This is a genomic window from Scandinavium sp. NPDC088450 (genome assembly GCF_044900545.1).
Classification (GTDB): domain Bacteria; phylum Pseudomonadota; class Gammaproteobacteria; order Enterobacterales; family Enterobacteriaceae; genus Scandinavium.
Genome location: NZ_JBJDNI010000012.1, coordinates 124,904 through 136,065, shown reverse-complemented (window position 1 = coordinate 136,065; position 11,162 = coordinate 124,904). Strand labels below are relative to the sequence as shown.

General features: G+C 50.6%; 10 protein-coding genes and 1 rRNA gene. 7 read left to right on the top strand and 4 right to left on the bottom strand.

Annotation, left to right across the window (positions count from 1 at the left end):
* Nucleotides 1–88, top strand: a 5S ribosomal RNA gene (gene rrf, locus ACI2I2_RS13090); the annotation flags it as partial.
* Between the two features lie 101 nt (nt 89–189).
* Here the strand turns inward: rrf and mobB are convergent.
* A complete protein-coding gene (gene mobB, locus ACI2I2_RS13085) occupies nt 190–696 on the bottom strand; it encodes a molybdopterin-guanine dinucleotide biosynthesis protein MobB (protein ID WP_404658293.1) in 507 nt (168 codons plus the stop codon).
* Entirely contained in the window at nt 693–1,277 is a 585-nt protein-coding gene (gene mobA, locus ACI2I2_RS13080) for a molybdenum cofactor guanylyltransferase MobA (protein ID WP_404658292.1), read from the bottom strand. The genes mobB and mobA overlap by 4 nt, the downstream gene beginning before the upstream one ends.
* Nucleotides 1,278–1,346: 69 nt before the next feature.
* Here mobA and ACI2I2_RS13075 point away from each other — a divergent pair, with 69 nt between their 5' ends.
* The 3 genes from ACI2I2_RS13075 to dsbA all read left to right on the top strand — a co-directional run bounded on the left by ACI2I2_RS13075 (nt 1,347) and on the right by dsbA (nt 3,329).
* The gene (locus tag ACI2I2_RS13075) at nt 1,347–1,616 is read left to right on the top strand and encodes a YihD family protein (RefSeq protein ID WP_010436801.1); all 270 of its coding nucleotides are present in this window, start codon (nt 1,347–1,349) and stop codon (nt 1,614–1,616) included.
* Between the two features lie 76 nt (nt 1,617–1,692).
* Nucleotides 1,693–2,679, top strand: a complete 987-nt coding sequence (locus ACI2I2_RS13070) for a serine/threonine protein kinase (protein WP_404658291.1) — start codon at nt 1,693–1,695, stop codon at nt 2,677–2,679.
* Between the two features lie 26 nt (nt 2,680–2,705).
* Complete coding sequence (gene dsbA, locus ACI2I2_RS13065; RefSeq protein ID WP_404658290.1) at nt 2,706–3,329, top strand: thiol:disulfide interchange protein DsbA; 624 nt, start codon at nt 2,706–2,708, stop codon at nt 3,327–3,329.
* 57 nt (nt 3,330–3,386) lie between these two features.
* Here the strand turns inward: dsbA and ACI2I2_RS13060 are convergent, their stop codons facing one another.
* A complete protein-coding gene (locus tag ACI2I2_RS13060) occupies nt 3,387–4,295 on the bottom strand; it encodes an acyltransferase (RefSeq protein ID WP_404658289.1) in 909 nt (302 codons plus the stop codon).
* A gap of 396 nt (nt 4,296–4,691) precedes the next feature.
* Between ACI2I2_RS13060 and polA the strand changes: the two genes are divergently transcribed.
* On the top strand, nt 4,692–7,484 hold the full coding sequence (gene polA / locus ACI2I2_RS13055) for a DNA polymerase I (protein ID WP_404658288.1): 2,793 nt from the start codon (nt 4,692–4,694) through the stop codon (nt 7,482–7,484).
* 369 nt (nt 7,485–7,853) lie between these two features.
* Here the strand turns inward: polA and yihA are convergent, their stop codons facing one another.
* The gene (gene yihA, locus ACI2I2_RS13050; RefSeq protein WP_330984170.1) at nt 7,854–8,486 is read right to left on the bottom strand and encodes a ribosome biogenesis GTP-binding protein YihA/YsxC; all 633 of its coding nucleotides are present in this window, start codon (nt 8,484–8,486) and stop codon (nt 7,854–7,856) included.
* Between the two features lie 581 nt (nt 8,487–9,067).
* Here yihA and yihI point away from each other — a divergent pair.
* Together yihI and hemN are read left to right on the top strand one after the other, a co-directional pair.
* Nucleotides 9,068–9,583: a Der GTPase-activating protein YihI gene (gene yihI / locus ACI2I2_RS13045; RefSeq protein WP_330984171.1), complete on the top strand. Its 516-nt coding sequence runs from the start codon at nt 9,068–9,070 to the stop codon at nt 9,581–9,583.
* A gap of 185 nt (nt 9,584–9,768) precedes the next feature.
* Nucleotides 9,769–11,142 (top strand): oxygen-independent coproporphyrinogen III oxidase, encoded by a 1,374-nt coding sequence (hemN, locus tag ACI2I2_RS13040; RefSeq protein ID WP_404658287.1) that lies wholly within the window; start codon nt 9,769–9,771, stop codon nt 11,140–11,142.
* Nucleotides 11,143–11,162: the final 20 nt, after the last annotated feature.

Sequence of the window (11,162 nt, the reverse complement as noted above, 5' to 3'; positions counted from 1 at the left end):
CTGACCCCATGCCGAACTCAGAAGTGAAACGCCGTAGCGCCGATGGTAGTGTGGGGTCTCCCCATGTGAGAGTAGGGAACTGCCAGGCATCAAATAAAGCAAGAACCCCGACCGAAAGGCCGGGGTTTTTTGCGTTTTTAATCCAATGCATCCGTTTAGCCTTATCAAGACATCCCATTCAATTCTTAGTTACCTTCCCAACATCCACTGCTCAATAAAATCAGCAATCTCAATGGCATTATTAAGATTCAGGCATGACACTTTGACGTCCAGAGATACATCACTGGCAACAGCAACGACATGCTCATCAAGTGTTAATTCTTCACTTTGATGCCCGGAACCAGCTCGAAATAGCACTATTTTTGCTACAGCTTCGTGCTTGAATCCTTCCACGAGCACCAGATCCAGTGCTGAATGATCCATCCGGCTGACGAGATAATTCAGATCCAACGGCTTCTCTTCCGGCGTTTCCGTCATTAACGCCCAACGCTGGGAACTGGCAACAATTGTTTGTGCAGCCCCGGCCTTACGGAGTTCGTAACTATCCTTACCCGGTGTATCCACATCCATTTTATGATGGGTGTGTTTGATTAGACCCGGACGTAAGCCTCTGGAACAAAGTTCTGGAATAAGCGCTTTTAGCAAAGTCGTTTTCCCTGCTCCGCTCCAGGCGGCTATGGCTAATACGGGGATCATGGTTTCTCCTGCATACGCTGTAGTTCTTCGAGGGAATTCACGTTGGTAAATGCAGACTTCACATCGCTAAAATCAACACTGTGTCCACCTTCTTGCCGCATAAAAGCCATGACCCGACGTTCACCGGCATTCAGATAATTTTCCAGTGCCTGGAGTACACTGCGATGCAACAAAGAAACGGCCGGATGATCGCGCTCGCCATCATGCGCCCAGACAACCAGAGCTTTTTCTCTGTTCAGAAAGAACCGTTCACGCATAACGGTAGGGATGAAGGGAGTATCACAAGGACAAAACAGGAACCACTCACTCTCGCTTATTTGCATAACCGAAAGCATTCCAGCCAGAGGGCCACAATAATCACCGAAGCTGTCCTCTATCACGGGATAATCACTTTCCCGATAAATATCGAGTGAGCGGTTCGCACTGATCACCAGTGAGTCCGTCTGGACCAAAAGAGCGCGAGCAACATGCTGCCACAGTGGCATTCCGTTAAGTGTCTGTAATCCCTTATCCCGACCACCCATTCGGCTTGCTTTGCCTCCAGCGAGCACGACACCAGTTACTTTTGGCTGTTGATTCACAAATATCGCCTCTTTTATTGTGGGTTTGACCCTGCTAACGTGTGATCCTTAAGCGTAAGGAGCAAATGAATGAAATGTAAACGTCTGAACGAAGTGATTGAACTCCTCCAGCCAGCCTGGCAAAAAGAGCCCGAGCTGAATCTGATGCAATTCTTGCAGAAACTGGCGAAGGAGTCAGGTTTTGACGGCGAGCTCACCGATCTTTCCGACGATATTCTGATTTATCACCTGAAAATGCGTGATTCCGCGAAGGACGCGGTGATCCCGGGTATTCAGAAAGACTATGAAGAAGATTTTAAAACCGCTTTGCTGCGCGCTCGCGGTGTAATTAAAGAGTAAAAGCTTGTAAGCGGTGCCACCGAAAACGCTGTGAAATGATATCCTGAATCATTCGCAGTGATTTCCGGATAATCGGATGAACGATAAGGCTTTTACTTTCCAGACGCTCCACCCGGATACCATCGTAGATGCCCTCTTCGATCAAGGCATACGGGTGGATTCAGGTCTGACGCCCCTCAACAGCTATGAGAATCGGGTCTGGCAATTTCAGGATGAAGACAGAAAGCGCTTCGTCGTGAAATTCTATCGCCCGCAACGCTGGACGGCAGAGCAGATCCGTGAAGAGCATCAGTTTGCACTAGAGCTGCAAAATGATGATGTGCCTGTCGCTGCACCGCTGGCATTCAACGGAGAAACCTTACTGACTCAGCAAGGTTTCTTCTTCACGGTCTTTCCAAGCGTGGGTGGCCGTCAGTTCGAACCAGACAACCTTGATCAAATGGAATGGGTTGGTCGTTATCTCGGTCGTTTGCATCAGACCGGGCGCAAAAAGCGTTTCGCTGCTCGTCCGGATATGGGCATCAATGAGTATCTGCTGGAACCCCGTCAGGTTTTTGAAACAACGCCACTCATCCCTTCCTCATTGAAGACAAATTTCCTCAACGCGACAGATAAGCTTATTGATGCTGTTATGCAACAATGGCACTCGCGTTTCACTTCACTGAGGCTGCATGGTGATTGCCATGCCGGGAACATTCTGTGGCGTGATGGGCCAATGTTTGTCGATCTGGATGATGCCCGAAACGGTCCTGCTATTCAGGATTTGTGGATGTTGTTGCACGGGGATACTGCCGAACGCAGAATGCAGCTTGATATCATCCTCGAAGCTTACGAAGAGTTCAGTTCTTTTGATGTCGCTGAGCTTGCCTTTATTGAACCATTACGTGCGATGCGTATGGTTTATTACCTGGCGTGGTTAATTCGACGCTGGGAAGATCCTGCATTCCCGGTCAACTTCCCCTGGCTTGCCGAGGAAGATAACTGGCGCAGACAAACCCAAATGTTTTTAGAACAAGTCAGGGTTCTTCAGGAACCCCCATTACAGTTAACGCCAATGTATTAACAGGCATTTTCAGGAGAGTATTAACAATGAAAAAGATTTTGCTGGCGCTGGCAGGCATGATTCTGGCATTCAGCGCATCGGCGGCGCAAATCACCGAAGGCAAACAGTACACCACTCTGGAGAAGCCTGTTGCTGGTGAACCACAAGTTCTGGAGTTCTTCTCCTTCTACTGCCCACACTGCTACCAGTTCGAGCAGGTGCTGCACGTGTCCGACACAGTGAAGAAGAAGCTGCCTGAAGGCACCAAAATGACCAAGTACCACGTTGAGTTCCTGGGCCCATTGGGTAAAGAACTGACTCAAGCCTGGGCTGTGGCCATCGCATTAGGCGTGGAAGATAAGATCACGTCTCCAATGTTTGAAGCTGTGCAGAAAACGCAGACTGTTCAGACTGTTGCGGATATCCGCCAGGTCTTCATCGATGCAGGCGTAAAAGCAGAAGAGTATGACGCTGCCTGGAACAGCTTTGTCGTGAAATCCCTGGTCGCTCAGCAGGAGAAAGCTGCTGCTGATCTGCAACTGCAAGGCGTACCGGCTATGTACGTTAACGGTAAATATCAGCTGAACCCTCAGGGCATGGACACCAGCAATATGGACGTCTTTGTTCAACAGTATGCTGATACCGTGAAGCAGCTGGTTGAGAAAAAATAAAAAACGCCGGCATTCGCCAGCGTTGTCATCAGGAGCCTCACCGCACGGTGGGGCTTTTTATTGCTCTGAAGAACGGTATCCGGATTTAATCTCTTCAATCTGATTGTCTTTCTCAACCCACAGCGTGTTCAGCCAAAGCTGAAAGCCTCGTTTGAAGTTCTTATCATTAACGTAGTCACCATGCAGCTCTTCAGCCACTGGCATCAAATCAACACGAACAACGATGCGGGTTAGCTTACCGCTCAGCATATCAAAAAAAGGCGTCTTATCGTTTTCCGGATAGCAGAGCGTCACGTTCATTAGCTTATCAAACTGGCTGCCCAGAACGTTCAATGCCATGGCAATCCCTGCTGCTTTAGGCGGTAACAGATGGCGATAGGGTGAGCGCGTTTCCAGTCGTTTTTCTGCGGTAAAACGGGAGCCTTCCACAAAGTTAACAATCGTTGTCGGATGCTTGCGGAATTTCTCGCAGGAGCGGCGGGTGGTTTCCACATCTTTCCCGCGGCGCTCAGGATGGCGAATCAGGTAGCTTCTGGAATAGCGGCGCATAAAAGGCATATCTAACGCCCAGCACGCCAGGCCGATAAACGGCACCCATGCCAGCTGTTGTTTCAGGAAGTACTTGTTCATGGGGATATGCTTACGAAAAAGTACGCACAGCACCACGATGTCCGCCCAGCTACGATGATTGCAGATAAGCAGGTACCAGTTTTTCTTGTTCAGGCCTTCTAGGCCTTCAACATCCCATTTCAGCCACGGATTCAGGTGCAGCAGCAACGCCAGCCCGGAACACCAGCAATACATCATCAGATTGCAGAAAGCCGAGACCGAGCGCCATACAAAAGGAACAGGCAGCAACAGTTTAATGATCCCTGCCGCAATAATAGGCACGGAACAAAGTACGGTCACAATAATGGTAAGGGCAATACTCAGCGGAAGCGTTATCGCAGCGAGTAATCTCGACATAATCAATTTATTCAGATAGTTAATTGTATAAAGCGCGGGTTTCACAGGCGCAAGGCGCTGATTTTACCAGAAATCACACCTAAAGACGGGTCTTACCAGAGCAGAAAAATAAGCATGAGTGATATCCACATGGCTCAAATTGTCACCAGTCATGGAAATATAAGCAGGGGTTTATCTTAACACTATGAAAATTAAAATGAATATTGTTACATTGTTCATGGGGTGAGCAAGAGTAACCCGACAGAATAAAACTATGCACAAACTTATCCACAGTATTGTTTTGCGAGCGATCCAGAGGATCTCCAAATCTTTTCGCGCAATGACAGTGAAAAACTCATGTTTTAGCGCTGTCTGTGGCATCCTTTATCCCTAATCTGATAAACAGGCACGGAAATTATGGCTCAGATCCAAGAAAACCCCCTCATCCTGGTTGATGGCTCATCCTATCTCTACCGCGCATATCATGCGTTTCCTCCGTTGACCAACAGCGCAGGCGAACCGACAGGGGCCATGTATGGCGTACTGAATATGCTGCGTAGTTTGATCCTGCAGTATCAGCCAAGCCATGCGGCGGTTGTCTTTGATGCCAAAGGAAAAACGTTCCGTGACGAACTGTTTGAGCATTACAAATCCCATCGCCCGCCGATGCCTGACGATCTCCGTGCTCAGATAGAGCCGCTGCACGCGATGGTAAAAGCCATGGGTTTACCGCTGCTGGCGGTTTCTGGCGTAGAGGCCGATGATGTTATCGGCACACTGGCGCGTGAAGCTGAAAAAGCAGGCCGTCCGGTGCTGATCAGTACGGGCGACAAAGATATGGCGCAACTGGTGACGCCAGGCATCACGCTCATCAATACCATGACTAACACCGTGCTGGGGCCGGACGAAGTTGTTGCCAAGTACGGCGTGCCGCCAGAACTGATTATCGATTTCCTCGCGCTGATGGGTGATTCCTCGGACAACATTCCAGGAGTGCCTGGCGTGGGTGAAAAAACAGCGCAAGCCCTTCTGCAAGGGTTAGGTGGGCTGGATACGCTCTATGCTGAACCTGAAAAAATTGCCGGTTTGACCTTCCGTGGCGCCAAAACCATGGCCGCGAAACTCGAACAGAATAAAGAGATGGCTTACCTCTCTTATAAGCTTGCCACCATCAAAACAGATGTTGAGCTGGAGCTAACCTGCGAGCAGCTCGAAGTTCAGCAACCGGCAGCAGATGAACTGCTTGGCCTGTTCAAACAGTATGAATTCAAGCGCTGGATAACAGACGTCGAAGCAGGAAAATGGATGCAGGCAAAAGGCAGTAAGCCTTCGGCGGTGCCATCTGCAGCGGCAACAGCCACGGTGGAAGAAGAAGCCGAAGAGCCTGCGACCGCGCTCTCTTCCGAACACTACGTCACCATTCTTGATGAAGAAACGCTGAAGCAGTGGATTGAAAAACTGAAGCAAGCGCCTGTTTTCGCGTTTGATACTGAAACAGACAGTCTGGATAACATCTCCGCCAACATGGTGGGCCTGTCTTTTGCCGCAGAGCCTGGCGTGGCGGCGTATGTGCCCGTCGCGCATGATTATCTTGATGCGCCTGAACAGATTTCTCGTGATCGGGTGCTGGAATTATTAAAGCCGCTTCTGGAAGATGAAAAGTCTCTCAAGGTTGGGCAAAACCTGAAATACGACCGTGGCATTCTGGCCAACTATGGCATCGAACTGCGCGGAATCGCGTTTGATACCATGCTTGAGTCCTACACTCTGGACAGCGTGGCGGGCCGTCACGATATGGACAGCCTGTCCGATCGCTGGCTGAAACACAAAACCATTACCTTTGAAGAAATTGCCGGTAAAGGTAAAAATCAGCTGACGTTCAATCAGATAGCACTCGAAGAAGCAGGGCGTTACGCAGCAGAAGATGCAGACGTCACGCTGCAACTGCACCTGAAAATGTGGCCAAAACTGCAGAAGCTCGAAGGCCCAGCCAATGTATTCCAGAACATCGAAATGCCGCTGGTGACCGTGCTGTCACGCGTTGAGCGTAACGGTGTGAAAATCGATCCTGCTGTGTTGCACAACCACTCGGAAGAGATTGGTAAACGCCTGGTTGAGCTGGAACAGAAAGCTCATGACATTGCGGGTGAGCCGTTCAACCTCTCTTCACCAAAACAGCTGCAAACGATTCTGTTTGAGAAACAAGGCATTAAGCCTCTGAAGAAAACGCCGGGCGGCGCACCGTCAACCTCGGAAGAAGTGCTAGAGGAACTGGCGCTGGATTATCCGCTGCCGAAAGTTATTCTCGAATACCGTGGGCTTGCGAAGCTGAAATCGACTTACACCGATAAACTGCCGCTGATGATCAACCCGAAAACGGGGCGGGTGCATACGTCCTACCACCAGGCCGTGGCCGCAACGGGTCGTCTGTCTTCTACCGATCCGAACCTGCAAAATATTCCGGTACGTAATGAAGAAGGGCGTCGTATTCGCCAGGCATTTATTGCCCCGAAAGACTATCTGATTGTGTCGGCGGACTACTCACAGATTGAACTGCGTATTATGGCGCATCTCTCTCGCGACAAAGGGCTATTAACCGCCTTTGCGGAAGGTAAGGACATTCACCGCGCGACTGCGGCGGAAGTGTTTGGCATTCCGCTGGATAACGTCACCAATGAACAGCGCCGCAGTGCGAAAGCGATTAACTTCGGCCTGATTTACGGGATGAGTGCTTTCGGGCTTTCGCGTCAGCTCAATATTCCACGTAAAGAGTCGCAGAAGTATATGGACCTGTATTTTGAGCGCTATCCTGGCGTGCTGGAATATATGGAGCGCACTCGCGCGCAGGCCAAAGATCAGGGTTATGTTGAAACGCTGGAAGGTCGCCGCCTTTATTTACCCGGCATTAAAGCCAGCAATGCCGCGTTGCGTGCAGGTGCGGAGCGTGCGGCCATCAACGCCCCAATGCAAGGTACCGCCGCTGACATCATCAAACGCGCCATGATTGCTGTTGATGCCTGGCTGCAGAAAGAGCAACCCCGCGTCCGCATGATCATGCAGGTGCACGATGAACTGGTGTTCGAAGTGCATAAAGATGATCTTGAAGCCGTGTCGAAGAAGATCCATGAGCTGATGGAAAACAGCATGAAGCTGGATGTTCCGCTGCTGGTGGAAGTGGGCAGTGGTGAGAACTGGGATCAGGCGCATTAATGCTGACGGACAGGCTAAATTATCAGCAGATATACGCGGATTAAGGGCAGATTATGGGTTGGCACTTTTTGTAAGTAAGCAACATAACTTATAGCGTTTTGTGATGATCATCGGAATTCGCTATGTAAAGAGTGAAAAAAAACTACAAAAAGTGCTTTGTGGCCTGCGAAAAAAAGAGTAGAGTTATTCACGTAGGGTACAGAGGTAAGATGTTCTATCTTTCAGACCTTTTACTTCACGTAATCGGATTTGGCTGAATATTTAGCCGCCCCAGTCAGTAATGACTGGGGCGTTTTTTATTGCGCGAAAGAAAAGAAAAAGCGCGGGCTTTGCCGCGCTCTGTCTTATTTTTTGCGAGGATAAAACGAATTACGCTTCGCTTTCTTCTTCCTGCTGTGGGGCAATCTCGCTATACCAGGTATCCAGTTTCTGACGCAGTTTATCCACGCCCAGTTTCTTCAGTGAAGAGAACGCTTCGACCTGAATGTCGCCGTCAAAATCCTTCACTGCTTCACGCACCATGTTCAGCTGCGCTTTACGCGCGCCGCTCGCCAGCTTATCTGCTTTGGTCAGCAGAACCAGCACTTCAATGTTGCTGTCGACGGCCCATTCAATCATCTGCCGGTCGAGATCTTTCAGCGGATGACGAATGTCCATCAACACCACCAGGCCTTTCAGGCACAGGCGTTTTTCCAGATATTCACCCAGCGCGCGCTGCCATTTCAGCTTCATCTCTTCCGGCACTTCGGCATAGCCGTAGCCCGGTAAGTCGACCACGCGTTTGCCTTCCGTCACTTCAAACAGGTTGATGAGCTGAGTACGGCCAGGGGTTTTGGAGGTACGCGCAAGGCTCTTCTGGTTGGTCAGGGTATTCAGGGCGCTCGATTTACCTGCATTGGAGCGTCCAGCAAAGGCCACTTCAATTCCGGTGTCGGAAGGTAAGTGGCGAATATCAGGCGCGCTGAGCACAAAATGCGTCTGTTGATAGTTCAGGTTGATCAAGGGTCGTCTCCATAAAATCGGGCTATGCGGGGGAGTATACCTGAACAACAGTAAAAGGCGGCGTTTGTCCTGTGGATGCAGTGTAAGTATTAACCCTGCGCTTTGTGAGACATTTGCCATTGTTGCTATGGGATATTTAGGAGAAGTTGCAGGTGATATTTTTATCGATACCATTTAAATCAATATGTTACTTGTTTGGACTAATCTGAAAATTGATATTTTTACCGGTGAGTTGCTTGTCTGAATAGCATAACAAGGTAAAGTAGCGGTCATCAGGCGGGGATGCCGGAAAGGATAAAGACTCAGGACGAGGGTCAGGAGCGCCAGGAGGCGAAGACGAAGGAACTGCCAGGAGGCAAACGTCCGGAGACGTGGTAAAGGGATAAGGAATACGACACGGAGTGTTCAGTGCCAAGGGAAAGACAGGGTGTGTTGTTGGCAAACACGGAATGTGTGACCCGTTAAGGGTTGTGAGTCAAGAAAAAGGCGGCAGATTACTCTGTCGCCTTTTTTCTTTGTCTGCTTTCTGCTAGATTCCGGCTCAATTCTATACTGAAGAAAACAACGTAAGACACCTCATCATGAAAAAACCAACATCCGCACCGCGCAGCAAAGCACCTGGTAAAGCCCGTCGTAAGACGCGCGAAGAGCTGAATCAGGAAGCGCGCGACCGTAAACGCGATAAGAAGCATCGTGGTCACGTTGCAGGCAGCCGCGCGAACGGCGGTGAGGCAAACGCGGCTGGCAAAAAACAGGGCCAGCAAAAAGACCCGCGTATTGGCAGTAAAACCCCCATCCCATTGGGCGCAACCGAGCGTCCGGTGACCAGGCAGCACAAACCGAAGAGCGAGAAACCTATGCTTTCACCGCAGGCCGAGCTGGATTTACTGGAAAATGATGAGCGCCTGGATGCGCTGCTGGAACGTCTGGAAGAGGGCGAAGCTCTCAGCGCAGACGAGCAATCCTGGGTTGATGCCAAACTGGATCGCATTGATGAACTGATGCAGCAACTGGGCCTTTCCTACGACGACGATGAAGACGAAGAGGAAGAAGAAGGCAAAGAAGACATGATGCGTCTGCTGCGAGGCGGAAACTAACGTTTGCACCCACTCGGACTGCCCGTCCTGCTTATAACCCTTTTGGTTGTATGTTATCTGGGGTGGTTATTCGTTAAACTACGGCGGTTGTCGCGGCGTCAACAGTGGCTGCGCAACCGGCTTATTGTCCGATCACCGGGCAAGCCGGCACGCCGTCGTTCGCGATACCACCGGAAGGAGTAAGCATGTCTGAGCAGTTAATCGACTGGGATTTGGCCCTGATCCAGAAGTACAACTATTCCGGGCCACGTTATACCTCATACCCCACCGCGCTGGAGTTTTCAGAGAGTTTCGGCGAGGCAGATTTCCAGCAAGCGGTTGCCCGTTATCCTGAGCGCCCGCTTTCGCTGTACGTTCACATCCCGTTTTGCCACAAGCTCTGCTATTTCTGTGGCTGCAATAAAATCGTTACCCGCCAACAGCATAAAGCCGATCAATATCTGGACGCGCTTGAGCAGGAAATCCTCCATCGCGCACCGCTGTTTGCCGGGCGTAAAGTCAGCCAGCTGCACTGGGGCGGCGGAACGCCAACTTACCTGAATAAAGCGCAGATTAGCCGCCTGATGCAGCTTCTGCGTGGGCATTTTGATTTTCAGGCTGAGGCTGAAATTTCCATTGAAGTCGACCCCCGCGAAATCGAACTCGATGTGCTCGACCATCTGCGCAGCGAAGGTTTTAACCGCCTGAGCATGGGCGTACAGGACTTCAACAAAGAAGTGCAGCGTCTGGTTAACCGTGAGCAGGATGAAGACTTTATCTTCGCGCTGCTCAACCATGCGCGTGAGATTGGTTTTACCTCGACCAACATTGACCTGATTTATGGCCTGCCAAAGCAAACGCCAGAGAGTTTTGCCTTCACGCTAAGTCGTGTGGCAGAGCTCAACCCCGATCGTCTCAGCGTTTTTAACTATGCGCATTTACCCACGCTCTTTGCCGCCCAGCGCAAAATCAAAGATGCGGATCTGCCATCTGCCCAGCAAAAGCTCGATATTTTGCAGGAAACCATCACCTCGCTGACGGATGCTGGCTACCAGTTTATTGGGATGGATCACTTTGCTCGCCCGGATGATGAACTTGCCGTAGCGCAGCGTGAAGGCGTGCTACACCGCAACTTCCAGGGCTACACCACTCAGGGTGACAGCGATCTGCTGGGGCTCGGTGTGTCGGCCATTAGCATGTTGGGAGACTGCTACGCGCAGAACCAGAAAGAGCTCAAACGTTATTATCAACAGGTCGATGAGAGCGGCAACGCGCTGTGGCGAGGGATTGCACTGACGCAAGACGATTGCATTCGTCGCGACGTCATTAAGTCGCTTATCTGTAATTTCCGTCTCGATTTTGCCGACGTTGAAAAGGCGTGGGATCTGAACTTCCAGAATTACTTTGCTGAAGATTTGGCGCTGTTAGCGCCGCTGGCCAAAGATGGGCTGGTGGACGTCAATGAAAAGGGCATTCAGGTCACAGGGAAAGGGCGCTTGCTGATCCGTAATATCTGCATGTGCTTCGACACGTATTTGCGTCAGAAGGCGCGCTTACAACAGTTCTCTCGCGTTATTTAACGCTGTTCCCCGGTGGCACT